This window comes from Bifidobacterium sp. wkB344, from assembly GCF_003688305.1.
GTDB classification, from domain to species: Bacteria; Actinomycetota; Actinomycetes; order Actinomycetales; family Bifidobacteriaceae; genus Bombiscardovia; species Bombiscardovia mizhiensis.
In genome coordinates, this window is sequence record NZ_NPOQ01000009.1 from 224,134 (window position 1) to 248,016 (window position 23,883).

General features: G+C 58.1%; 19 protein-coding genes and 1 tRNA gene. 13 read left to right on the top strand and 7 right to left on the bottom strand.

The genetic code is table 11. The features are described 5' to 3' along the window. The first annotated feature begins 45 nt into the window (after positions 1 to 45). From CI601_RS02495 to dnaG, 5 genes are all read left to right on the top strand, one after another. Positions 46 to 681 (top strand): hypothetical protein, encoded by a 636-nt coding sequence (locus CI601_RS02495; RefSeq protein WP_024626653.1) that lies wholly within the window; start codon positions 46 to 48, stop codon positions 679 to 681. 42 nt (positions 682 to 723) lie between these two features. Then, positions 724 to 2,082: an alanine racemase gene (gene alr, locus CI601_RS02500; RefSeq protein WP_024626652.1), complete on the top strand. Its 1,359-nt coding sequence runs from the start codon at positions 724 to 726 to the stop codon at positions 2,080 to 2,082. A 70-nt stretch (positions 2,083 to 2,152) separates the two neighbouring features. Then, a complete protein-coding gene (locus CI601_RS02505; protein ID WP_024626651.1) occupies positions 2,153 to 2,611 on the top strand; it encodes an Ohr family peroxiredoxin in 459 nt (152 codons plus the stop codon). An 18-nt stretch (positions 2,612 to 2,629) separates the two neighbouring features. Then, complete coding sequence (locus tag CI601_RS02510) at positions 2,630 to 3,913, top strand: deoxyguanosinetriphosphate triphosphohydrolase (protein ID WP_024626650.1); 1,284 nt, start codon at positions 2,630 to 2,632, stop codon at positions 3,911 to 3,913. A gap of 57 nt (positions 3,914 to 3,970) precedes the next feature. Then, entirely contained in the window at positions 3,971 to 6,061 is a 2,091-nt protein-coding gene (gene dnaG, locus CI601_RS02515) for a DNA primase (protein ID WP_024626649.1), read from the top strand. Between the two features lie 94 nt (positions 6,062 to 6,155). Here the strand turns inward: dnaG and CI601_RS02520 are convergent, their stop codons facing one another. Beyond that, on the bottom strand, positions 6,156 to 8,075 hold the full coding sequence (locus CI601_RS02520; RefSeq protein WP_121914163.1) for a CocE/NonD family hydrolase: 1,920 nt from the start codon (positions 8,073 to 8,075) through the stop codon (positions 6,156 to 6,158). A gap of 276 nt (positions 8,076 to 8,351) precedes the next feature. Between CI601_RS02520 and CI601_RS02525 the strand changes: the two genes are divergently transcribed. After that, positions 8,352 to 8,588 (top strand): helix-turn-helix domain-containing protein, encoded by a 237-nt coding sequence (locus CI601_RS02525; protein WP_231575814.1) that lies wholly within the window; start codon positions 8,352 to 8,354, stop codon positions 8,586 to 8,588. 50 nt (positions 8,589 to 8,638) lie between these two features. After that, positions 8,639 to 9,412, top strand: a complete 774-nt coding sequence (locus CI601_RS02530) for an HAD family phosphatase (RefSeq protein ID WP_024626647.1) — start codon at positions 8,639 to 8,641, stop codon at positions 9,410 to 9,412. A 10-nt stretch (positions 9,413 to 9,422) separates the two neighbouring features. On the opposite strand, the gene CI601_RS02535 is transcribed toward CI601_RS02530, so the two are convergent. After that, entirely contained in the window at positions 9,423 to 9,824 is a 402-nt protein-coding gene (locus CI601_RS02535; RefSeq protein ID WP_395947992.1) for a nucleotide pyrophosphohydrolase, read from the bottom strand. Here CI601_RS02535 and CI601_RS02540 point away from each other — a divergent pair. The 5 genes from CI601_RS02540 to CI601_RS02560 all read left to right on the top strand — a co-directional run bounded on the left by CI601_RS02540 (position 9,823) and on the right by CI601_RS02560 (position 17,209). Then, a complete protein-coding gene (locus CI601_RS02540) occupies positions 9,823 to 11,976 on the top strand; it encodes a DUF2075 domain-containing protein (RefSeq protein WP_024626645.1) in 2,154 nt (717 codons plus the stop codon). The two genes, CI601_RS02535 and CI601_RS02540, sit on opposite strands and share 2 nt — an antisense overlap. A gap of 106 nt (positions 11,977 to 12,082) precedes the next feature. Continuing rightward, positions 12,083 to 13,027 carry a nucleoside hydrolase gene (locus CI601_RS02545; RefSeq protein WP_024626644.1) on the top strand — a complete coding sequence of 315 codons (945 nt, stop codon included), beginning with the start codon at positions 12,083 to 12,085 and terminating at the stop codon, positions 13,025 to 13,027. A gap of 92 nt (positions 13,028 to 13,119) precedes the next feature. Further along, positions 13,120 to 14,481, top strand: a complete 1,362-nt coding sequence (locus tag CI601_RS02550) for an MFS transporter (RefSeq protein WP_253269553.1) — start codon at positions 13,120 to 13,122, stop codon at positions 14,479 to 14,481. A 243-nt stretch (positions 14,482 to 14,724) separates the two neighbouring features. Next, positions 14,725 to 15,906, top strand: coding sequence for an SLC13 family permease (locus CI601_RS02555; RefSeq protein ID WP_024626642.1), 1,182 nt, complete (start codon positions 14,725 to 14,727; stop codon positions 15,904 to 15,906). 100 nt (positions 15,907 to 16,006) lie between these two features. Next, complete coding sequence (locus CI601_RS02560; protein WP_121914164.1) at positions 16,007 to 17,209, top strand: MFS transporter; 1,203 nt, start codon at positions 16,007 to 16,009, stop codon at positions 17,207 to 17,209. 48 nt (positions 17,210 to 17,257) lie between these two features. On the opposite strand, the gene CI601_RS02565 is transcribed toward CI601_RS02560, so the two are convergent. The 3 genes from CI601_RS02565 to CI601_RS02575 are packed head-to-tail and all read right to left on the bottom strand — an operon-like array spanning position 17,258 to position 18,995. After that, on the bottom strand, positions 17,258 to 17,863 hold the full coding sequence (locus tag CI601_RS02565; protein ID WP_024626640.1) for a DNA-3-methyladenine glycosylase: 606 nt from the start codon (positions 17,861 to 17,863) through the stop codon (positions 17,258 to 17,260). After that, entirely contained in the window at positions 17,860 to 18,246 is a 387-nt protein-coding gene (gene fdxA / locus CI601_RS02570; RefSeq protein ID WP_024626639.1) for a ferredoxin, read from the bottom strand. Before fdxA ends, CI601_RS02565 begins: the two co-directional genes overlap by 4 nt. After that, positions 18,243 to 18,995, bottom strand: a complete 753-nt coding sequence (locus CI601_RS02575) for a metalloregulator ArsR/SmtB family transcription factor (protein ID WP_024626638.1) — start codon at positions 18,993 to 18,995, stop codon at positions 18,243 to 18,245. The genes fdxA and CI601_RS02575 overlap by 4 nt, the downstream gene beginning before the upstream one ends. A 58-nt stretch (positions 18,996 to 19,053) precedes the next feature. On the opposite strand from CI601_RS02575, the gene CI601_RS02580 reads away from it, so the two are divergent. Then, positions 19,054 to 21,717, top strand: a complete 2,664-nt coding sequence (locus CI601_RS02580) for a multicopper oxidase domain-containing protein (protein ID WP_024626637.1) — start codon at positions 19,054 to 19,056, stop codon at positions 21,715 to 21,717. A gap of 64 nt (positions 21,718 to 21,781) precedes the next feature. On the opposite strand, the gene CI601_RS02585 is transcribed toward CI601_RS02580, so the two are convergent. Both CI601_RS02585 and CI601_RS02590 read right to left on the bottom strand, forming a co-directional pair. Next, positions 21,782 to 21,858 (bottom strand) — tRNA-Arg (locus CI601_RS02585). A 44-nt stretch (positions 21,859 to 21,902) separates the two neighbouring features. Continuing rightward, entirely contained in the window at positions 21,903 to 23,741 is a 1,839-nt protein-coding gene (locus CI601_RS02590) for a 1-deoxy-D-xylulose-5-phosphate synthase (protein WP_121914165.1), read from the bottom strand. Positions 23,742 to 23,883 lie beyond the last annotated feature (142 nt).

The following is a 23,883-nucleotide window of genomic DNA, read 5'->3' on the forward strand; positions in this document are numbered from 1 at the left end:
GCCGCACCGGTCGAGAAAGAGGTAGCCACAGTGAGCAGCTACACGATGGAAACTGCACGTTGGATCCGTCATGCCACCATGGACGACTTTGAGGCGATCATGCCTGTCTACGCCTACGCCAGAAAGCGGATGGCCGAGACCGGCAACCCGCGCCAGTGGGGGGACAAGTACCCCCTGCCTGAACGCATCCGCGAGGACATCGCCGGGGGCCACACTATGCTCTTGGTTGACGATGCAGCTAGTATGGATCAAATTCCCGAGGATCCCGCCTACCCTGAACCTGAGTTGGACGAGCACAAGGGCAGCCACGAGCGCATCATCGGCGTTTTCGCTCTCTTCCATGACCCGGAACCCGATTATCGGGTCATCGATGGCAGCTGGCTGGACGACCGGCCCTATACCACCATTCATCGGGTGGCTGCCTCGGGACTGGGGCGTCACGCGGCCGGGGACCTGCTTGACTGGAGCATGCGCAGGTACGAGAACATTCGCGCCGACACGGGATTGAAGAACTACGCCATGCAGCACATCCTGGAGACTCATGGCTTCACGCGCTGCGGCAACATCATCATGCCTGAGAACAAGGAGATCGAGAACGTGCGGGTGGCCTATCAGCGGCACGACCGCCCCCTTGACATGGCGGAGCGTGAAAGGGCTGCCAAGCGCTTGGTCGCCGTCTGAGGGCGGAGGCCGACCGTCGCAGCGCCGTCGCACAATGGAGCCATGACATTGAGTGCAGCACCGGCATGGCGGTTCTCCGGGCCCGAGGGCCAGCGGCATTACGAGCAAGCTCTTCGGGCCTACCCTGGGCAGATTATCGTGGACTTGCGGACCTTGAAGGCCAATATGGCCACTCTGGTGAATCTGGTTCATTCCACGAATCCTGGTGCTGCGGTCATGGGTGTGGTCAAGGCCGATGCCTACGGACACGGGCTCATTCCTGCCGCCCTGGCGGCCTTGTCCGGCGGGGCCACCTGGCTCGGCACGGCCCAGGCCAGCGAGGCCTTGCGCCTGCGTCGGGCGGGTATCGGTTCCGACCGCTGCCGGATTCTGTCCTGGATGTTCAATGGGGATCGCGCCCCCTTTGATCAATTGATCCAGGCTGACATCGACCTGGGCGTCGGTTCCCTAAAGACCATGGACATGGCGGCGCAGGCGGCAGATCAGGTCGGCAGGCCTGCACGCGTCCATATCAAGGTGGACACCGGCTTCGGGCGCAACGGCTTTACTCCCGAAACCTTCGGGGATGCCCTGCGCGAGCTCTCCCGCCTGGCTGCCAAGGGGCTGTTGGAGCCCGTCGGGCTTTTCAGCCATCTAGCAGTGGCCGACATGCCTGGCGTGGAGGAGTTTATGTCGTCCACTGACGAGCAAATCGCCCTCTTTGAGGAATTCTCTGACAGGATGACGGCCGCTGGCATGAAACCTGAAATCCGGCATCTGGCCAACACTGCCGCAACGCTCACCCGTCCCGGGATACGTTATGACCTGACCCGTCCGGGCATCGGCCTGTACGGATACGAGCCTGATCCCTCCATGGGGGTTTCGGCCGATTATGGTCTGCGTCCAGCAATGACCCTTCAGGCCCAGCTGGGCACTGTCAAGGATATGCCGGCCGGTCACGGCATCTCCTATGGTCGCACCTATCTGACTGAGAAGCCCACCAGCACGGCCATCATGCCCCTGGGATACGGCGACGGGATTCACCGGTCTGCCTCAGGCTTCGACCGCCAGGGCGCCATGGGCCGAGAGCGCCTGGGTGGCCCCGTCCGTCTGATGACTTGCCAAGGACCCAAGTTGGTTCGCGTCGCTGGCAGGGTCTGCATGGACCAGTGCGTTCTTGATCTCAAAGGCATGGCTTCCGACTTGGGAGTTAGCGAAGGCGATACCGTTGTTCTTTTCGGGCCAGGTCGGGGGGAGGATCAGGCCGAGCCAACCGCTGATGATTGGGCCCGTGCCGCTGACACCATTAGCTATGAGATTTTCACTTGTCTGAGTAATCGGATTCCACGGCTCTATCTGGGCGTACGTGAGGTAGTCGGCCCCGACGATCTGCACCTGATTGCCCCTGAATCCATCCTTTGAGACCACTATCACAGGTAGAACCTAGGCTTGAGGCCTTGTCAAGGGGCAATATAAGTGGTGAGATGAGGTTATGACTACATACACAGGAAATGAACCAAGCAACATCTCATACACAGCCGTAGCTGACATTACCGGTGGCCGCGAGGGCCATGCGGACAGCCATGAGCCCGATCTCTCCCTGGATCTGGACACACCCAAGGCCATGGGGGGCAAGGGCCAGGGTACCAACCCCGAGCAGCTTTTCGCCATCGGCTGGGGCGCCTGCTTCCAGGGAGCCATGGGACTGGCCGGCAAGGAGTTGCGTGTGCCAGCCACCAAGCTGGCCCAGAGCAAGGTGCGCACTCATATCTCCCTTGGTGACCAGGGCGAGTCCTTCGGCATCAAGGCGCTGATTGAGGTCTGCCTGCCCGGAGTTGATCGTGATCTGGCCACCCGTCTGGTGGAACGCACTCAGGAGCTCTGCCCCTATTCAAAGGCAACGGCGGGCAATGTGCCCACTGAAGTGGTGGTCGTGGATAATCTGGACTGAACGGAGCGGGCGCGCCTGATGGGCACTGACGAGGAGGGCGGATCCCGCCTGCTGGCCGAGGGCTACTCCGCCCAGGATCAGGAACGGTGGGCGCCAGAGCCCCCAAAGACCAGCAGCAGGACCGCCTTTGAACGCGATAGGGCACGTCTGGTCCATTCTTCAGCCTTGCGTCGGTTGGGGGCTAAGACACAGATTCTGGTCGCCGGCACTGACGATTTTGCCCGTACACGGCTGACCCACACCTTGGAGGTGGCCCAGATCGGCCGGCAGATTGGCACCATGCTGGGCTGCGATCCCGACGTAGTGGACTGTGCCTGCTTGGCCCATGACCTGGGTCATCCGCCCTTCGGCCACAACGGCGAACGCGCCCTGTCTTCGCTGGCCTCGGATATTGGGGGATTCGAGGGCAATGCACAGACCCTTCGACTGCTGACCAGGCTGGAGCCCAAGGTCTTCCATCCGGATGGACGTTCAGCAGGAGTCAATCTGACCAGGGCCGCTCTGGATGCTGCGGTCAAATATCCTTGGACCCTGGCCGAGGCCTCGGCCCATCCCAAGGGGGAGAGGACCGCCAAGTTCTGCGTCTATCCTGACGACCAAGAGGTCTTCCATTGGCTTAAGCAGGGGGCGCCGCCGGCCAGCACGCCTATGGAGTGCCAGGTCATGGACTTGGCTGATGACATCGCCTACAGCGTCCACGATGTGGAGGATGCCATCGTGGTCGGGTCCTTCGCGCCTGAGCGGCTGGCTGAGCCCAGGATTATTGATGGTGTGGTCCGGGCCGCCCGATCCTGGTATGGCGACCGATGGGATGCCGACCAGCTGGTCCAAGCCTTGGAGGCCGTCCGTAGCATGCTGCCGACGGGCTTTGACGGTTCACGCCGGGCCCTGGCTACGTTGAAGAACACCACCAGCTACCTGATCGGTCGCTTTGCCGACTCCGTGGAGGCGGCCACGCGAAGCCGTCACGGCCAAGGCCCCTTGACCAGGTACTCGGCGGGACTGGTCATTCCTCCCAGAACCTCCTATGAGATTGTGGCATTGAAGGGGATTGCTGTCTACTTCGTCATGGCGCCACGGGAGAAGGAACCCTTCCACGAGGAGCAGTTGAAGATTGTGACCGATCTGGTTGAGGTGATGATGGCCGACTCGCCTGCACCTTCTGATGCCTTGGAGGATGTCTTCCTGGAGGATTGGCGCCAGGCAGGTTCGGACGGGGAGCGATTGCGGGTGGCCATCGACCAGGTGGCCTCTCTTACCGACGGCTCGGCGTTGGCCCTGCATTCCCTGGTCTGCCCCTAGGCCTGCGGTATTTATGCCGGGCGCAACACATCGGCCTGGGCCGGTAGGCTGGGTGTCATGTCCGGAATGATCAAGAAGGAAGACATCGAGAAGGTCAGAGCCAAGGCCGATCTGTATGAGATCGTCTCTGAAAGCGTGACTCTGAAGCCTTCCGGTTCCGGCACATACATGGGCTTATGCCCCTTCCACGACGAGAAGTCTCCTTCTTTTTCGGTGCGTCCCTCCATGGGGGTCTGGCACTGCTTCGGCTGCGGCCTGGGCGGCGATGTCTTTACCTACGTGGAGCAGGAGGAGAACGTCGAGTTCGGCGATGCCGTCGAGATTCTGGCAGACAAGTACCAGATTGAGCTGCATTACGAAAACTCCCGTCAGGACAAGCGTCGCGGGTCCAAACGTTCCCGGCTGCTGGAGGCCAACGAGGAGGCCCAGCGTTTCTTCGTTTCGCAGATTATGAGCAAGGAGGCGCTGGCGGCGCGCAAGCTCTTGGCGGGCAGAACCTTCTCCCAGGCAGACAGCGCGCATTTCGGCTGCGGATACGCCCCACGCGGATGGGACAACCTGGTGCGCCATCTGTCCACCAAGGGTTTCACCCAGCAGGAGATGCTGGATGCAGGGCTGGCCAGAAAAGGGCAGCGGGGGGTCTATGACTACTTCCGGGGCAGGGTCACCTGGCCTATCAGGGATTCCACGGGCCGCACCCTGGGTTTCGGCGCTCGCAAGCTCTACGAGGATGACGGCATCAACGCCAAGTACATCAACACGCCGGACACCCAGCTTTACCGCAAGAACCAGGTGCTCTACGGCATTGATCTGGCCAAGGACGCCATCGTCAAAAAGCGACAGGTGGTTATCGTGGAGGGCTATACCGATGTCATGGCCTGCCACCTTGCCGGTGTCGACACAGCTGTAGCCACCTGCGGTACTGCCTTCGGTGAAGACCATGCCAAGATCGTCCGCCGGCTCATCTCCGACGATGCCCTTGGTGCCATTCAGCTGGTGGGGCCGGTCCAGGGCTCCCGGGTGGTTTTCACCTTCGACGGTGATGCTGCCGGGCAGAAGGCCGCTCTGCATGCCTTTGGCCTTGACGGGAGCTTTCTGACGCAGACCTTCGTGGCGGTGGCCCGGGAGAATCTGGACCCCTGCGATCTGCGCATCCGCTACGGCGATGAGGCCGTGCGTTCCCTGGTCGAGCACGCCCGACCGCTGTATGACTTTGTCATCGACACCGCCGTGGCCATGTTTGATACCCAGTACACTACCGGGCAGATGGGGGCGGTTAAGGCCGTAGCACCCATTCTGGCCCAGATCAGGGATCGCTCCCTGGTGGGGGCCTATACCCGCAAGACCGCCAGAAAAATCGGCGTGGATCTGGATCTGCTGCGCCAGGAGGTCAACAGGGCTCGTCGCAAGCTGCATGTGAAGGACCAGGATGCCTATGCGGTCCGCACTCCTCACCGCGGCGCGGGTGAAACGGAGGGTCGTGCGGGCCAGGGCAGTGATGATGCCATGCAACGTCGCAGGATACAACGTGATGATGCCCTCCGACAGGGCTATCATCACATCGATGATGCTGTCTTCATTTGTGAGCAGCAGTTCATGGGGGTGCTCATCCAGATTCCTAGGGCAGTCGGATCGGATGCCTTCACCCAGCTGAGCCCAGACAGTTTCGAGGTTCCGATTTTCCGCTCACTCTATCGGGCTGTGCAGGCCGCCGGAGGGCTGCCCGACAGGAAGACGCCCCAGGGGCTGTGGATGCATAATTTGACCAAGGCTGGCGGGCCCATGCTAGAGTCGGCCATCAATGAGCTGGCCGTCATGCCCCTGCCGCTGAATCTGGATAAGCAGGAGGATAAGCAGCGGGACTCGGGACCGGGCTCCAAGAGAGGCAATAAGAAAGAAGACCGGGGCGAGGGCTCCAAAGAAGCGGATGTTCAGTTGAGGCAGCCTAGCCCGGAGGAGCGTCAGTATGCCTCAGAGCTGTTGGCAAGGCTGTTGGATGCCACCTACATGCGGCTGATTGCCTCGGTCAAGCATCAGATGAATCAGTTGCCCGACGGTCAGGAGAAGTTCGATCTTCTTGGCCAACTCACTCAATACGAGACCCAGCGTAACAACTTGCGCAACCAGGTCTTCGGCAACACCGAGTGAACTGGTGGTCATGTAAGTTGGTCCTCCCTGTCCTTGTCGAAGTTTTCCTTGTAGACAGGGACGGAGAGGACCTGGGGTTGGTGTGGTCTCCCCGTTAGGCGGGGAAGGATATCTGTGAGTTGATGCAGGTCATCACAGTAACAATGATCGCGGTAATGATGCCACCCAGATAGGGATTTCTGGTGTGACGGTAGATCGCCCGGGTCACCAGAGGCATGACAGCCAGCGGGACCAAGGGTGTCAGCATCCAGTCTGGTATCTGTGTGTTGTTACCGAACAGGCCGTTGACTCCAGTGACGAAGAAATACCCGTATCCAACCACTGCTATAAGCAGAGCCGGCAGCATGTTGAAGAATGCCAGCAGACCTATGTTGGCCGTTGAGTTCCTCCCGAATGAGGTGGAGTAATTCAGGCTATTGATGAAGACCGATGTGGTTTCGTAGGCTACAAGGAAGAAGGGCAGTAGCTTGAGCATCTCAGGAATCTTGTCGGCGGTAAATGGTCTGGCGGCCCAGTACCAGAACCGGAAATCGGAGTTGAAGAGGAACTTGCATGTGAAGATCAGCAATATAGCCAGAAGACTGACTGTCAGTGCAAGCGTTATTGTCTGCCAAAGTCTTCCTCCACCGATGGGCAGATCAAGATCCGAGACTTTAGTCCCCCTCTTTCGCGCATACAAGCGGTACCACAGAATTGTCAACGCGATCATGAATATGGCATTCAGACAGCCCCACACACCGTAGAACAAGGGCATACCTTGCCGAAAGTAGTTGCCGATATGCTTGTCGACTTTCAGCCCGAACAACGTCAAGGCGCTGGCAACTGAGAAGGCGGTGGCCGACAGCAGGCAGACCCAAAGCCATACTGAACCTCCCTTATAGGCATCAGCTTGACGCATGCGTGCCGGTTCCTCTGAGCCGGCCTTTTTGAAGAGGCTGGTTCTGACCAGACAGAGTGTTCCATAGACCATGAAGAGCATGAGGCCGATCAGTCCAAGAAGCCCTCCGATCATTTTGACAGGATAGATATGATTGCTGTCGGCAAGGTCGGTTTTCATGTTGAAAGCCCTAACCATGAATTGAACAGCATCGGTGCATGGTTGGGATAGGAAGAGCACTGTTCCGTGCGTCCCGTTCTCCATATAAATGACGTGTGAGGCTTGATGGCCATTGATCTGCTTGCGGTACCACCGGCCGCTGATCCCTGCAGGTGTATGGTCAGTGGGCGTGATGCCGAAGTTGAGGAAGGACCGTGCGTTATTTGATTTGAGGTACTGCGGGTTGGGCTTAATTTTGCCAGTTGACGTATCTTTTTCCTTGAAAGAGTAGTCGTCGTATTTGCCGGCGAGTACTCCTACGGTGCGCTCGCGGTAGTAGTTGAAATACTTACCGTTGGTGTTCTTCTTGGCTGCTTCGACGACGTTCGTCTTGCCGGGAACATACCCGAAGGCTGCCGTCTCGTTGTCCTTATAGACAGGGTCTCGGCTGACATAGAGCACGGTCTTGATCAGTGGATGCTGGCGCTTGTTGTCGATCAGGATGGATTCATGGATGGTGTTTCCGCCTCTTGAATGCCCTGAAACCCCTATCCGATCAGCATCGACAAAGGGGAGAGAGGTGAGGTATTCCACCGTGTCATACAATCCGCGTCCGTTCACAAGCCATTCCTGGTCATTGAGAATTTCGGACTCGCCATGGCCATAAAGGTCGAAAGATACCACGACGAAACCTCTGCGAGCCCACTCAATCTGGAAATCGTCGCTTTTCTCCTTGTTGGTGTTGCCTCCGTGAGCAAAGACAATGGCAGGTGCCGGGTGCTTAGGAGAAGCCGATTTTGGCTGGAGCATATCCATGCTTAATCGGTGGCCTGAGGGCGATTCAATCTGTAGTGTTTCCTTGGTAACGCGTCCCCCATCGGTTTGAGCCAGATTGGACATAAGTCCACACGCCAGACAGAGAATTAGGGAAATGGCCAGACCGATGGCCGGATTATGAATAATGTTGGATTTTCTCATGGATTCATCCTTTTCAAGATGTTTGCGTAGTCGTCCAGGATTGTTTCTTTCATTGATGATCCTCTTTGTTCATCGGATATATGGGTGCCGAAACCAGCAACGACTACGACAGACCCAGTTTTGGTGCAAGACAGAGCACAGTAATGGACCCCTTTCAGAAAACAGGTGATGCCTTACTGATATAGTATTACCGGTAAGGCATGACAATCTGTTTTTTATGAATAGCTTGGCCTTGTGGCACATTCTCAAGTACCGAGTGGATGGGCGGAATACGCCGTGGTATTAGGCTTGAACATACAACGCCGAAGAACGGCTTTACATTACAGCCAAGAGTTCGTCGCCTATAATGCCAACCTTTCTCGGTTTGCATATCAACAGTTGGAGCATGGCCAGTCACGGCCTGGGAGTCCAGCCAATCCCAGTTTGATCAACATAATGGCAGTTGCTCAAGTGCTTAATGTGAGCCTGGATGAGTTATTGCCTGCTCCATGGCCAGATCTTCATGCTAAGTAGTGCGGGGGTGGAGCCATCCTCAAGACAAGCCCTGCCGATAGGGTGAATGCATGAACAAGGAGCATCAAAAGAGAGAAAGTCGTGCCGGTTCGGCTGACAAAGCCCGGTCTGTTGAAGACCGCCGACCGCTTGCTGTCTTCTGGGATATGGACGGAACCCTGATCGACTCAGAGCCTTACTGGCATCAGGCGGAGGTAGATCTAGCGCGCAAGCATGGAGGAGACTGGAATACTGACATGGGTTGGCAGGTTTCCGGCAAACCCCTGCCCAAAGTAGCAAGGGTGATGCGCGAGCGGGGTCTTGACCTTCCAGAGGATCAGATTCCGGATCTGCTGATTGACGGGGTGATTGCTATGGAGGAGCGTCACATGCCATGGATTGAAGGGGTCCGTGACATCTTGGCAGACCTAGTTGAGGCTGGCATCCCCTCCATTCTGGTCACTACTTCGCCACGCCGCATGGCTCAGGCTGTGGTCGCCAAGGCTCCTGACGGGGCTTTTGCCGACTATGTGTGTGGGGATGACGGACTGGCGCAAAAGCCTGACCCCGCCCCCTATCTGCATGCGGCGGGTCTGCTGGGCATCACAAGTCCTGATCAAATGGTCTCTTGCTTGGCTTTCGAAGACACCCTGACTGGTATCACTTCTGCTGTGGCATCGGGGGCCACCACTGTGGCCTATACCGGCACCAACCCGGTCGACACCTCTTCAGGTCCCCAGTTCGCTTCCATGAATAGCTATGTTGGAGTCACCTTGGATGATCTGTCAGCATTGATCGCCAAGCGACTCGAACAATCGGGGTCACCGGCTGCGCAGACCTGCTGAATCAATCTGTCTACTGCAGGGGCCGATATTTTCGGCTGGATCCGCGCGAAGTGGCCACTGGATACCTGTCGGCCGTCCTGTGCAGTTTGTCCATGATGATCCGATCCATGTTCAGATTCAGCCGATCCGCCAGCTGGATGCAATAGGTGAGCACATCTGCCAGTTCGTCGGTCACGTGGCCTTCATCTCCGTCCCTGGGATCATCCCCCCATTGATAGCACTCCAAGAGCTCGGCAGCTTCGATGCAGATTGATTTGGCTAGGTTGGCAGGCGTGTGGAATTGATCCCAGTCGCGCTCGTGCACAAAGTTCATCACTGCTGTTTCTGTTTCTTTGCTGATCATGATTTCGAGCCTATCAGTCGGCCCTCCTGCCATGAGATTGGTGTGGGTTCGTGGCATAGTGAAAACCATGGATTCATCAAGCGCGCCGCAGCCCGTGGTGATGACGCTGCCCTATGGCGATTTCAGTGATGAGGATTTTTCCAAGGCTATTGCAGAGTACAAGCAGGCGAAAGCTGTTGGCAGTCAGGGCAGTAAGGTGGAGGGGAGGCTGCTTGAGGAGCTGTTCCTACGCTATCCCACTGTATATATTGTCTCTGCCGATGAAAGGGACAGCAGCAAAAAGCATGGCGGTGGACCTCCTTATGTGGTTTACGTCGGGGAAACCAACGACATTCGTTCTCGAACCAGACAGCACATTGAGCTGGATCCACGGACTCGGACGGATTGGGAACGCCTGGTGCAATTCATGCGCAATCATCAGGACAGAGTCAGCCAGTACATCATCGGTGATCGCCATTTCAATAAGTCCTTGACTCTGGATATGGAAAATCGGTTGATGGGGTATATGCAGAGCGTCGACGCGGTCAAGCTGGTTATGAACCGTAGAACTAATGCTCAGGACATGTACTACACCAGCGACGAATTCGACAGCATCTTTTCCAAGGCTTGGCAGACTCTGCACGAAATGGAGCCCGATCTGTTCCCGGAAGAGAAGGCGATCCTGGACTCTGCCCTGTTCAAGGCCTCGCCCTTCCGCAAACTTACCGACGAACAACGGCGGGCTGAAGAGGCAGTTCTGCATGTGTTGGAGTCGGTGATTATTCAAAACCCTGGCGAAGGTTTCCACTCGATGACGGAGTCGACGGGCCCGGTGCAGATTGATGGTGACGCTGATACCCAGGTCATTGTCGTTCAGGGTATGTCAGGGACTGGCAAGACCGTTTTGCTCAGCCATCTCTTCTATCAAATATGTGCACGATATGGCATCTATGGAAACTTGAACGGCAAGGACGATAACCATTCGTCAAAGGCCAGGCAGCGTTCCTACATCATTGTCAATCAGGCCGAGCAGGCTAATGTCTATAACCAGATGGCTCTGAAACTGGGATTGCAAAAGAAACGCGGCCAGTGCGTGGTTGGGGCTGTCCAGTTCATTAACCGGTTCAGCAAGCATACCAATCGAAATGGCCGGTCCACAGGCAGGGCAGCTGACCCCATGAATAGCGTCGATGCCAAGGCAGATGTGGTGCTGATTGACGAGGCGCACCTGCTGCTGACGCAAGGGTCGCAGAGCTACTCCGGAAGCAACCAGCTCTACGACATTTTGCGGCGGGCAAAAGTAGCCATCGTGGTCTTCGATCCCGAACAGGTCTTGCGTGGATCCCAGTTCGTGGACGCCCAGGAAAGGCGGCTTCTGGGATTGACTGGTTCTGAGCATGGCAAGACCTTCTTGCAACCTATGCTCATCCGCGAAAAGTCAAGGGACGGTCAGCATCCGCACGAGGATACCTTCCAGGTCAGTCATGTTCGTTTGGATCAACAGATGCGTATTCAGGCTGACCCTGCAACATGTGCCTGGCTGGATCGGATGACAGCCAAGGATGGTGTCATTGAATTACTGCATCCGGACCCTTCGGAGCACCCTTATGAGATCAAGGTTTTTGATTCGCCTAAGGATTTAAGGGAGTTCATTCGTTATAAAGACAAGGAGCAAAGGGGAGAGGGGTCTTTGGGCCTTTGCCGACTCCTAGCCACCTATGACTGGCCTTACAGTAACAAGAAACACCCGGATCCACAGAATTCCTCCCGTCACTGGCAGGTTGTACTACGCCAAGGGGATTCAGGCCAGTGGGTGTGGGCTGAGGAGGGTCAAGACGGGGATGGTGAATTCGCCATGCCATGGAATTACGAACTATATGAGGAGCAGGGAAACTCTACTGCTAATCACCGGATTGCCTGGGCCGAGTTGCCTTTCACCATCGATGAGGTGGGGTCAATCTTCACCATCCAAGGTTTTGACCTCAACTACGCAGGGGTCATCATTGGACCATCAGTCATTTATAGGAATGGAAAGATTGAATTCGAGCCGAAGCTCAGTTGCAACACACTGGCGACCAATAAGCGGTCGGAGCCGGAGATGAATCCTGTGGACAACCTTCGGCATGAGTTTAATGTGTTGCTCAAACGAGGGGTGCATGGATTGGGACTATTCGCAGTCGATCCTGAGCTTCAGGATCGACTGGCCTGGGCAGTGGGTGGGATCACTCACATTCGATACTGACCAGCCTGTCTCGCTTACATCGATTGAATGCTAATCAGGGGTATCATGTCCTGGGCCATAAGCATATGGCCCAGGACATATTCATGAGAAAGGTGTAGGCGAGTATATGACGACGCGCAAGATCATCCTGGACTGTGATCCAGGTCATGACGATGCGGTGGCTATCCTTCTGGCAGTAGGCAATCCGCGGATCGACCTGATCGGAGTGACTACGGTTGGCGGCAACCAAAGTCTGGACAAGGTTACCTACAATGCCAGGGCCGTCTTGGAAAAGGCTCATGCGCGCCAGGTGCCGGTCCACGCTGGATGTGATAGGCCCCTGGTGCGTCCTCAGGAGGTCGCCGCCTCTATCCATGGCCAGACCGGTCTGGACGGGGTCGAGCTTCCCGAGCCTACCCGGCCGCTGGATCCTGGCCACGCCGTCGATTGGATCATTGAGACCATCATGCGCGAGGAGCCGGGCACGGTGACCCTGGTTCCCACAGGACCTCTGACTAACATCGCTATGGCTGTTCGCAAGGAACCCCGCATTGTCGACCGTGTCCGTGAGGTCGTGCTCATGGGTGGTGGCTACCATGTGGGCAACTGGAGTGCCGTCGCTGAATTCAATATCAAGGTGGATCCTGAGGCTGCGCATATCGTCTTCAATGAGCCTTGGCCGGTCACCATGGTGGGGTTGGATCTGACTCATCAAGCCCTGTGCACGCCGGAGGTTCAGCAGCGCATCGAAGGCATCGGCACCGATCTGGCCCACTTTGTCAGCGGGCTGATGGACTTCTTCCGCAAGTCCTACCAGGACAACCAGGACTTCGTCGATCCGCCTGTGCATGATCCCTGCACTGTGGCCTATCTGATCGACCCGTCCATTGTGAGCACTCGTCGTTGTCCGGTTGATGTGGAACTGCGCGGGGACCTGACCTGCGGAATGACCGTGGCTGATCTACGCGGTCCGGAGCCTTCTGCCGAGGACTGCCACACCCAGGTGGCCGTCAAGCTGGACTTCCAGGGATTCTGGGATCTGGTGGTCAAGGCCATCACCGCGATTGGATGAGATCAATGAAGACTTCGAACACAGACGCATCGAAGACAGGCAAGCCCGTTACTACGACCGCTGACGGCTCTGGCGCTTCTATCGTTGCCTTGATGACGGCCCTCATGGCTGCTGTCTTCGCCTTCCAGCTCAACGCCTCCATGCTCTCGCCGGCTCTGACGACCATGGGGACCGAGCTCAATACCAGCAGCTCCAGCATCGGCCTGACTCAGACGGTGTTCTTCACCTCCTGTGCGGTCTTCTCCCTCTTCCTTCCTCGGTTGGGAGATCTAGCCGGTCGCAAGAAGGTGCTGCTGGGCATGCTGAGCCTGACGGCCCTGGGATGCGTGATTTCCGCTCTGGCGCCCAATGTGACGGTACTGATGATTGGCCGCGTCATTCAGGGGGTGGCCGGTCCGGTCGTGCCCATGACCCTGATCATGCTGCACGCCGAGGTGACCGATGAGGCCCGCTATGCCAGGCTCATGTCTGTCCTGACGGCAGTCAACGGCGGCATCGGCGGTGTGGATGCCATCCTAGGCGGTTGGTTGGCCGGTACTTTCGGCTTCCGCTCGGTCTTTTGGTTCATGGTGGCCATTGCGGTGATTGCCGTACTCTTGGTGGCCCTTTTCGCTCGTGAGAGCTATGCAGATGATCGCCCCCGTATGGACTGGGCCGGCGTGGTCTTCCTGTGCATCGCCTTCCTGGCGGCCTACCTGGCTATCAACGAGGTCGAGAAGTTGGCTCAGGCGCGCTGGATCCTGGTGGTCGTCGAGATACTGGTAGCTGCGGTTTTCTTCATGATCTTCTGGAAAGTCGAAAGCACTACGTCGGCACCCATGGTCACCACCACCTACCTCAAGCAGCGGCGCACTTGGGGCCTACTGCTGACGACTCTTACCACCATGGTCGGTGTCTTCGCCATTATGAACGGGATCGTTCCGGCCCTGGCTCAGGATGGCGAGGTCGGCATCGGCTTGAAGGCCAGCATCGTCTCCTTCGCGACACTGACCCCATATGCCCTGGTCGGTCTGGTCTTTGGCCCAGTGGCCGGGATGCTCGCCTCGCGTTTCGGCTATCTCAAGGTTCTGAGAGTCGGTCAATTGGTCAGCGTGCTGGGACTGGTCTTTGGCATCTACGTCTGCCTTGCCCCCAGCATCTGGAGCCTGGTGACCCTCTCTCTGATCCTGGGCGTCTCCTATGCGGGGACAGCCAACATCATGCTCAATGGTCTGGGCGTGGTCCTGTCTCCTGCGGACAACACTGGCTATCTGCCGGGGCTCAACGCCGGAGCCTTCAACCTGGGTTCAGGCCTGAGCTATGCGGTCCTCTATGCATGCATGAGCGGCTTGGCGGCGTCCGGGGGAGCCCGTACTGGATATATTGCGGCTATGATCGGCGGCGGCGTGCTGGTGCTGATCGCCCTGGCTCTGTCCTATCTGATTCCCGATCCGGAACGAATGAATGACAAGTAATATTGCCGACTGACAGGGGTCCCGCGAATGCACTGATTCGCAGGACCCCTTTCCACGCCTTATAAGGATCCGACTCTATGCGTATCCGACAAGGATCAAAAGTCGGGACTAGGCAGGCCAGCAACCAGTAGCGCCGAGTGTCCCGACCTTGGTCTTAGGGGCGGAAAATAGCGCCAGGAGAGGCACTGTAAGCCGTGGGCGGGCGCGTAAACTAAGTGAGGAATTCGTTCGCCGGAGGTGACCATGCAACATCGGGTGATCGGACTGCTGAAAAACGAGACCGTCCTGGTCGTCGCGGCAGTCATCGCTCTCGTATCCTGCATCCTCATTCCTCCCGACCGGCAGTATCTTGGCTACATCCACGTCAATACCCTTACCCAGCTGGGATCCCTGATGATGGTGGTCTGTGGATTTCAGCGCATCGGGGTCTTCCATACCATTGGGGCCAGCCTGCTGAGTCGTGTCCGCTCGGTGCGGGGCCTGGCCTTGGTACTGGTTTCCCTGCCTTTCTTCTCCAGCATGTTCATCACGAATGATGTAGCTCTAGTTACTTTCGTGCCCTTCGCCATTGCTGTTCTCATCATGGCCGGCCTGGAAAACCATGCTCTGCTGATCGTCACTCTGATGACTCTGGGTGCCAATGTTGGCAGCATGCTGACGCCCATCGGCAATGCTCATAACTTATACCTCAAGGCCCGCTCCGAGATGCCTGTCGGGGAGTTCCTCCTCCTCATGGCCCCTTATGCCCTGGCTGCAGCCCTGATGCTCTTCCTGTGCTGCTGGTTCGTCTTCAGGAATCAGCATCTGAACAAGTTTGAGGGCATGGATGCGCAAGAGATCCGCCGCAGCATACTAGCTCCCAGGGAGGAGGGGATACAGCCTCAGGTTAAGGAGATGCAGCAGTCCAGCGGATGGCGCATCACCGTCTACCTCCTGCTCTTTCTTGTCTGCCTGCTCGGAGTGGCCAAGCTGATTCCCCAGTGGGCCATGGTTCTGGTGGTGGCGGTGACTTTTCTGATCTGCGACAGGCGGGTCTTTCTGCATGTGGATTGGGGACTGCTCCTGACCTTCGTGGCTTTCTTCATCTTTATAGGCAATGCCAGACGGATCCCCCAGTTCTACAACCTGGTCAGTGGCCTGGTCAATATCCACCCTTTGATTACCTCGGTCCTGTGCAGCCAGGTCATCAGCAATGTGCCCACAGCCCTGCTGGTCTCAGGTTTTTCGACAGCCTGGCGCCCGATCATTCTGGGCACCAATCTAGGTGGGCTCGGCACCCTGGTCGCTTCAATGGCCTCACTGATTTCCTACAAGGCTGTGGTCAAGCAGTATCCGGGCAAGAAAGGCGATTACCTGAAAATCTATACCGCTTTTAATCTGCTCTTCCTCGTCGTGTTGGTTGGCATGGCCCTGCTGCTGGAGTAGACTACCCCCATCAACCAGGAATGGTGCCGCTGATATTGAGAGGGAGGCAGCAACGGTGGAACCGGACCCGTGCGCGTCTAAGCCTAAGAACACAGGGATATTGACCAGACGGAACCTTGGGGTTCTGGTCGGAATCATGGCCTTGGCCATCATGTCGCGGTTTGACTCCATCATCTCTCCTTCCGTGGCGGCCATTCAGGCATCCTTTCCTCGCGCCGATCCTTCCACTGTCGAGTCGGTGGTTTCCATCGGCTCCTCGGCTGCCATAGTTTCAGCTCTTCTGTTTGGTCAGCTCTTGACCAGAATGAGTTTCAGAACCGCTGCCTGCATCAGCTGTCTGTGTGTCGCTCTGGGTGGCTTGATGCCCCTTGTTGTGCACGACAGCGTAAACCAGCTGCTCTTGTTTGCCTTGGTTGTCGGGTTTGGCGTGGGCATCGCCACTACGGTTCTACCCAGCCTGTCGGCCAGGTTCTTCCGTGGAGAACAGTTGGCGGCGCTGATGGGATTGGTCCTGGCTGTTCAGGATGGCTCTTCCATGTTGGTTCTTGCTCTGGGCGGTTTTCTGGCCAAGGGAGGGTGGCTACACAACTATTGGCTCTATTTTCTGGCCTTGCCCGCCCTGGTCTTGGTCATCTTCATGGTTCCTGGGGTCGGCGCCGTCGAAGAGGAGTCGGAAAAGGCCGTAAGATCTGAGGCACTGTCCTCCCGAAAAAGTGGACAATGCTGGTGGGCTACCATTTCCTGCATTCTCATTGGGTTTCTGAGCATTTTCCTGGTCGCCGTCCTGTACAACAAGCTCGCGGTCTACATAGCCAAGTATGGTTTGGGCGGCACCAGTGCAGCCGGGGTGGCCCTGATGTTCAACACGGGTTCCTCAGTCGTGATCGGGCTTAGCATCAACGGCATCAAGCGGGTATGCCGGCAATGGACCATTCCGGTTGCCTTCCTTTTGATGGCCCTGGGCGCCCTGCTCTTCCTGACCACTCGCTCGTTCCCGCTGGTTTGTTTATCGGCATTTCTGATTGGGTCGGGCAGTGCCATCAATATGGCCACCTGCCCCTACTATCTGTCCAATCTGACTGAGCACAAGCGCTATCCGCTGGTCATGGGGGTCTTTTCAGCCACCACCAGCCTTGGTTTTACGGCATCCACCTGGGTCTTCAAGGCTTTCTCAACAGTGTTTGGCCTGGATCCGGTGACCGGCAGTTTCATGGGCATGCTGATCATCGCTCTGCTGGCTGCAGTCATTCTCTCGCTTGTCCGCTTCCAGAGCTGTGTCGAGTCACGCTTCATTGAGCGATAAGCCACTCTTTTAGACAGTGCGAGCCAAAAGTGAAGCATTGTCGCTCACTTATCGAGACAGGTAGGGATTGCCTGTGATGACGAACCTTCGCAGAGTCTCCTTGGCGTGGGATATGCCTATTCGTGGCGTTGCCGTGATGGTTTCGTCCTGGGCCAGTCCTCCAGCTGCCAGACGGATGGGCGGTTTTCTAAGGTCATGGCCGTAGTAGCGCTTGTCAATGTCCAATGCCTGGCAGAGCTTGGCGGGACCGTTGGTCAGATCCCGGTCCGGGTGACGGCCGTGCCTGTGGATGCGCAGAAGGTCCAGACCCTGCACTGGCTGGCAGGCCCGAATCAGCACACCGGCGCCGAACCCGTCCTGCTGGCAGGAGATGTTCAGGCAGTAGTGCATTCCATAGGTGAAGTAGACATACATGTGTCCGCTGGGGCCGAAGAGGGCGGCATTGCGAGCCGATTGTCCATGGTAGGCATGGCTGGCCGGATCGTTTTGATCGTAGGCCTCGGTTTCCACGATCCGAACTCGGGCCTGTTCGCCCTCCGATTCGTAGTCCCGAATGATCAGGCAGCCCAAAAGCAGACGGGCGGCTTCCTCCACAGGGCGGTCCAGAAAGTCTGGGAAGACCAGGTGATCGTCCTGGCTTGAACCGGCCTTCATTCCATTTGGTCCTTGCGGACCCAGACCGCGCGCTGGCCGCGCGATTCCGGCTGGACACAGACGAAATTATCCTGGTGGGGCAGGGCGGCGACCTGTGGATGGTCGTGATCGTAGGGTCCCTGGGCCTGGGCGCCGCCGGCATCACCGACTTGAGCGAAGAAGTCTTCGGAGGCATCCTTGAACCAGGTCCATTCCTCCGGCAGATCCTCCTCGTAGAAGATGGCCTCCACAGGGCAGACGGGCTCGCAGGCACCGCAGTCGATGCATTCGTTGGGGTTGATGTATAGGTTCCTGGGGCCCTCGTAGATGCAGTCCACCGGGCATTCGTCCACGCAGGCCTTGTCCTTGACGTCCACGCAGGGCTGGGCAATCACGTAGGTCATTGCTTTACTCTCCTTTTTGATCGACTGTCTGCTTTGGCTACTTTCAGGAAGCATCCTTTTGGCGATGACAGGGGTTTCAACACTACATTGGCTTTTTTGTCGCCGGCCTCCTTATTGCTGCCGTCCGCCAGCCCTTGGATCATTCCTAGATGAATCTTGCAGATAATGGGATGGTTGCTGACGCTTTCCAGAAAGGGGCATGCGGTCAGATACAGACTTGCCGAATCCGGCCGCGCTCTCACCGGTGCAAAACCTAAGGTGGTCAGAGCATCCAGCAGTGTCTGTGTCATGCTCGATGACACGCTTTTTCCTGCATTGATCTTGTCCTGCCGAGCCAGAGTACGACCCCATGCCTGCCCCGCTTTCAAGGCGGCCTCATTCCTGCTCCTTGTATCGGGACAGGCGGTTTCCAGTGCCAGGCAGAGCGAGGAGATCATATCCTCCCTGGCTCGGTTCATGGATGTGGGGGAGTAGATGACAGCCGGTCTGCCTCGCACGGCTGATTGATCGTCGCTGTCTGTTCTCTGACGGACTGCTTCGCCCTGTTCGACCAGACGTTCAAGATGGAAACGAGCGGTCGTCGGATGGATGCCGAAGGCTGCTCCTACCTGCTGTGCGGTTACGCCTATACCGGTCTCTTCGGCCGCCGTATGCAGGTAATCCAAGATTGCAGAGCGGATCTCCTCCCCGCGTCTGCGCTTGTGGGAGGTTCGAACCTGTTGCTTAGGTACTTGAATTTCCTGACTCATCGATTAAATTGTATACCTATCAAATCAATTATCAACCCAGGACAAGGCGGATAGACTCATGCAGGATGACCGGAAGATGCGTAAGTCCGGCGGCAGAATGGCGGTGCCCATGTCCAGGATGGCCCTTCTCATAGGGGCAGGTCTGGCTGCACTGCTCGGTCTTGTAGCGGCGCTGATTCGCGCGGATCTGATTCACCCCTCAGGTAGGGTGCCACTGGCTGATCTGCACGGCGGGCTCATGGTATATGGGTTTTTGGGCGCTGCCATTGGCCTGGAGAGGGCAGTGGCCTACCGCAGCGGCGGATCCAGCAAACCTACGTGGGGATTCTTGGCTCCTGCCTTGGGGCTGCTGGGGTCTCTGCTCTGCCTGTTGTCATTGCTGGTTTCAAGCCGCAGTCCTGTCCCGACATGGGTCAGGGTGGAGCTTTTGGGCGGCATTCCATGGACTTTGTCCATGTTGGTTCTGACGGCCATGTACTTGGCCATCTGGCGTCGGCAGCCTTCTGCAGAGGTGCTCATACAGGTTCTCGGATCCCTGGTGGGTCTGGTCGGGGCCGCTGGCTGGGTTGCGGGATTGGACGCCTCGGTCCTGGCCCCAACCTGGCTCTTCTTTCTGATTCTGACCATCGTCGGGGAGCGGGTGGAGCTGGCCCGGGCGGTCTTTTCGGATATCCGTCTTGAATCGGGGATCCTGGGTCTCAGTCTCCTGACAGTCCTGATGCTGCCGATCCAAGCCATGGCGCCTGCGGTCGGTTATCCGCTTCTGGGGTTGTCGCTGGGTCTGCTCCTCCTGGTCATGGCCAGTCACGACGTGGCCAAGGGGACCTTCCGCCATGGCGGCCTGCCGGGATTCATGGGCACCTGCATGTTGTCGGCCTATGCCTGGGGACTGCTGGCTGCACTCATCTGGATGGTGGCGCCCCTGGACTCCAGCACCTACTGGGGCGATATGGCGCTGCACGCGCTGGCTGTGGGATTCATCATGACCATGGTTATCGCCCATGTCTGCATGATTGTCCCCTCGGTCATTCGCAGGCCCCTGCCCTTCCACCCCCTTCTCTGGGGTGCCTGGGGACTTATGCAGGTTGGTTTGCTGGTCAGGCTCCTTGGGGCCATCCGGCTCTACACGCCCCTATGGAAGGCGGGAAACCTCCTGAATGTTCTGGGAATTCTCTCCATGATGCTGACCGTGGTGTATCTGGCTGCTCGTGGCAAGCAGGTTCTGGCATCCAAGCGTTACCGTCGGCGCCAGCCCGAGGGCTCGCAAAACGAACGCGCGGGGACCCTGGCACTGAGGACGGACCTGATTGCCACCTCGGCTACTGTGCTGGTCCTAGTGGCCGCCGTGATTGTGATGGTCCTGCGGCCGACGCTGGCTGTTTCGGTCGGGGCAGCGCCCAGTGTCGGGGGCGTTCGGGAGGCATCGTCGAAGGGCGTTCAGCCGACTGGTCACACCAGCAGAGCCTCAATCAGGGTAAAGGGGATGGCTTTTGTGCCGGATGCCATCACCATCAAGGCAGGCGACCGGCTGGTTGTGGATTTTCAAAACACCGGGGATCAGCGGCACGACCTGGTTTTCGCCAACGGCAAGAGCACGGGATCCGTCCCTGTAGGCCAGAGCGCCTCGGTTGACGTGGGGGTCCTGGGGGGCGACACACTGGGTTGGTGCTCGTTGGCAGGGCATCGCCAGATGGGCATGGAGCTCAAGGTCAAGACCAAGGGTGGAATTGTTGCCGAGCAAGGTCAGTCCTCCGCTGGGAAGACAGCCCTGGGCCATGTCCCGTCGGCCGCCAAGCTCAAGTCGCAGGCCGAGAAGAACGACCCTGCCAAGGCGGCTCTTCCACCCCTGGATGATCAAGGGAAGGCGGGAACAAGAAAGTACACGTTGGAGGTCAAAGAGCGCAAGGAGCAGGTGGCGGCAGGGCTCGAGCGTACGGTCTGGAGCTTCGATGACGCGAGCGATCCAAGGGATAGGGGATCGCGGCCACTGGCTCAGGGTCCGGTGCTCAGAGGTCGGGTGGGAGACACCTTTGAAGTGACCATCAGAAACAAGGGAAGCATGAGCCATTCCATCGACTTTCATGCCGGCCCGGCCGTTCCCCAGACCATGATGCGCAACATAGAGCCGGGCAAGGAGCTCTTGTACACCTTCACTGCTGATCGGGCCGGCATTTGGATGTACCACTGCAGCAGCGATCCCATGTCAAACCACATAGCCAACGGCATGTATGGGGCGGTGGTCGTGGATGACGGCACCCTACCGCCAGTGGCTGCGGAGTATGTTCTGGTTCAGTCTGAAATTTATCTGGGATCCAATGGAGGGACTGCCGATCCCGAAAAGGTGGCGGCCATGAGTCCGGACATTATGTCCTTCAACGGACGGGCCTTTCAATATGACGCTCACCCGCTCAAGCTGGGGAAGGGGCAAAGGGTCCGCATCTGGGTTCTGGATGCTGGCCCAAATCAGCCGCTGTCCTTCCACATTGTGGGGACCCAGTTCGATACGGTCTGGACTGAGGGCCGCTATCTGATCGGTGGAGGTTCTCGAGGGAATTCCGACGCTGCCTCATCCTCATCAGCCGGAGCCCAGGTCCTACCCCTGCTGCCGGCCCAAGGCGGCTTTGTAGAGCTCAAGGTCGATCAGCCTGGCGACTATTCCATAGTCAACCACGTGATGAGCCTGGCTGAAAAGGGCGCTCACGGCATCCTACGGGTGTCGTGAGGTAAACAAGCGAATGTGCGATGCTTGCAGCCGGATTTTTGCCAGGCTACGGGACTGGTTCGACTGGTGACCCCGGAGAGATTCGAACTCTCGACCTACAGATTAGAAGTCAGTTGCTCTATCCAGCTGAGCTACGGGGCCAAACCCTTTCATTGTACCCGCCTGCGTCCACCGGCGGGTCAGATCTATGAAGCCCGGTCGACAAGGGCATCCGATATGGCTTGGGTCATTGCAGGAACGGTCATACCATATCTTTCCAACAGGGTGGCTTTGGGGACCCGGTCGTTGAACTCCTTGGCCGCTCCAAAGGCCAGGGTGCGGACCTGACTAGGTCCGTAGTATGCAGCCACGGCTTGGCCCCAGCCACCGTCCAACTGGCCGTCCTCGATGGTAGCCACCAAGGAATGAGTGCTGGCCAGGGCATCCAGGGTCTGCTCATCCAAGCGGTCATAGCGATGTGGGTCCACCAGTGTGGGCTTCAGTCCCATGGATGCCTCCAAGGAATCAGCCAGGTCGCGGCCCAGGGGCAGGGCATCGCCGAGAGCCAGCAGGGCGACTGTCCTACCATGTTGCAGGATGCGGTAATGGTCCCAAGGTTGGCCTCCGGCCGCGTGATCGGAATTTACCGGCGCTATCGGCTTGCCTGCGCGTTCCGTCGCCAACGTGCGCTCGCCGGGTACCCTGATGACCACCGGCTGCCGGGCCGGACCCGTGGCCCAGGCCAGCATGTCCAAAAACTCGGCCCCGCTGGTCGGAGCCAGGCAGGTCAGTCCGGGGATGCCTCGCATCATGACCATGTCGGCTGTGCCGGAATGTGTAGCGTCGGTTTTGGCAACGCCGGTGGAGAAGACCAGCAGGGTCACCGCACTGCCGTTCAAGGCCATCTCCTGTTCGATCTGGTCGTAGGCCCTCTGGAAGAAGGTGGCTGAGGTGGCAACTACAGGCGTGCTTCCGGCCTTGGCGATGCCCGCGGCATAGGCTATCGCATGGGATTCGGCGATGCCCACGTCCCGGTAGTGGTTTCCGGCCCGTTGGCGGAAGTCGGGATCAATGCCATTGGACAGCGGCGTAGCGGGGGAGATGACTGTCAGGCCCGGCTCCTGCGGGAACCTGGCCTCCAGGGCCTGCATGGCCATTCTTCCGTAGGTCTTCCGTGAGTTGGGCAGACGGTTCAGAGAGTCCAGGCCGTCCTGCCAGTGGTTGGCCTCCACAGGACCTTCAGCTGGCAAATCAGGCAGGGAAGTTGGACCGATTTTCCCCTGGCTGCCCTGGCCCAGCCCCAGGCCCTTGCGGGTGTGGATGTGAACCACCACCGGATGGTCAGTGTCTTTGACCTGACGGAAGGCCTCGATCAGATCCTCAATTCGGTTGCCCTCCTCCACGTATCGGTAGTCCAGTCCAAGAGCGCGGAAGGGATTGTCCGGGCTGCGTCCCGCACTGGCACGCAGGGCCGCCAGGCTCTTGTAGAGCCCCCCGTGGTTTTCGGCGATGGACATTTCGTTGTCATTGACCACGATGATCAGGTTGCCGCCCTGTTCTGCAGCCCAGTCCAGCCCCTCGAATGCCGGCCCGCTGCTCAGGGAGCCGTCCCCGATGAAGGCGATGATGTTGGCCCTGCCTCCGGTCGCATCCCGCTGGGCAGCCATCCCGCAGGCCAAGCCGATGGAGGTGCCGGTATGTCCCAGCATAAAGTCGTCGTATGGGCTCTCCTTGGGCGAGGTGAATCCGGAAAGATCCTCCTGGGACTCCGGGTCCGTGTAGGCCCGGCGCCGACCGGTCAGGATCTTGTGGGTGTATGCCTGATGGGAGACGTCGAAGATCAGATGGTCATGAGGCATATTGAAGACGTAGTGCAGGGCGATGATGGGCTCGATGGTAGCCAGGTTCGAGCCCAGGTGGCCGCCGTGACGTCGACAGAAGCTGATCAGCAGCTGACGGATCTCGTCGGCCAATCGATCCAGCTCTTCCAAGGAGAGAACCTTCAGATCCTTTGGGGAGTCGATGCTGTCCAGAAGCTTGCCCATAACCCTCCTGTCTGTTTTCGTAATGCAATCCAATGATTCTAAATCTGAGACAGCGGTTTGGAGCCGCTGAAAGCGCGATGTTCACCAGGCCCGGCCCTTACATCCATAGGACCGTCACGATTGGTCGGCTTCTCCCCGGCCT

Bases quoted from the DNA above. Each gene is read 5' to 3' on its own strand.
- CI601_RS02495 (WP_024626653.1), top strand. From the start codon at position 46: ATGGAAACTGCACGTTGGATCCGTCATGCCACCATGGACGACTTTGAG.
- alr (WP_024626652.1), top strand. From the start codon at position 724: ATGACATTGAGTGCAGCACCGGCATGGCGGTTCTCCGGGCCCGAGGGC.
- CI601_RS02505 (WP_024626651.1), top strand. From the start codon at position 2,153: ATGACTACATACACAGGAAATGAACCAAGCAACATCTCATACACAGCC.
- CI601_RS02510 (WP_024626650.1), top strand. From the start codon at position 2,630: ATGGGCACTGACGAGGAGGGCGGATCCCGCCTGCTGGCCGAGGGCTAC.
- dnaG (WP_024626649.1), top strand. From the start codon at position 3,971: ATGTCCGGAATGATCAAGAAGGAAGACATCGAGAAGGTCAGAGCCAAG.
- CI601_RS02520 (WP_121914163.1), bottom strand. From the start codon at position 8,075: ATGAGAAAATCCAACATTATTCATAATCCGGCCATCGGTCTGGCCATT.
- CI601_RS02530 (WP_024626647.1), top strand. From the start codon at position 8,639: ATGAACAAGGAGCATCAAAAGAGAGAAAGTCGTGCCGGTTCGGCTGAC.
- CI601_RS02540 (WP_024626645.1), top strand. From the start codon at position 9,823: ATGGATTCATCAAGCGCGCCGCAGCCCGTGGTGATGACGCTGCCCTAT.
- CI601_RS02535 (WP_395947992.1), bottom strand. From the start codon at position 9,824: ATGGTTTTCACTATGCCACGAACCCACACCAATCTCATGGCAGGAGGG.
- CI601_RS02545 (WP_024626644.1), top strand. From the start codon at position 12,083: ATGACGACGCGCAAGATCATCCTGGACTGTGATCCAGGTCATGACGAT.
- CI601_RS02550 (WP_253269553.1), top strand. From the start codon at position 13,120: ATGACGGCCCTCATGGCTGCTGTCTTCGCCTTCCAGCTCAACGCCTCC.
- CI601_RS02555 (WP_024626642.1), top strand. From the start codon at position 14,725: ATGCAACATCGGGTGATCGGACTGCTGAAAAACGAGACCGTCCTGGTC.
- CI601_RS02565 (WP_024626640.1), bottom strand. From the start codon at position 17,863: ATGAAGGCCGGTTCAAGCCAGGACGATCACCTGGTCTTCCCAGACTTT.
- fdxA (WP_024626639.1), bottom strand. From the start codon at position 18,246: ATGACCTACGTGATTGCCCAGCCCTGCGTGGACGTCAAGGACAAGGCC.
- CI601_RS02575 (WP_024626638.1), bottom strand. From the start codon at position 18,995: ATGAGTCAGGAAATTCAAGTACCTAAGCAACAGGTTCGAACCTCCCAC.
- CI601_RS02580 (WP_024626637.1), top strand. From the start codon at position 19,054: ATGCAGGATGACCGGAAGATGCGTAAGTCCGGCGGCAGAATGGCGGTG.
- CI601_RS02590 (WP_121914165.1), bottom strand. From the start codon at position 23,741: ATGGGCAAGCTTCTGGACAGCATCGACTCCCCAAAGGATCTGAAGGTT.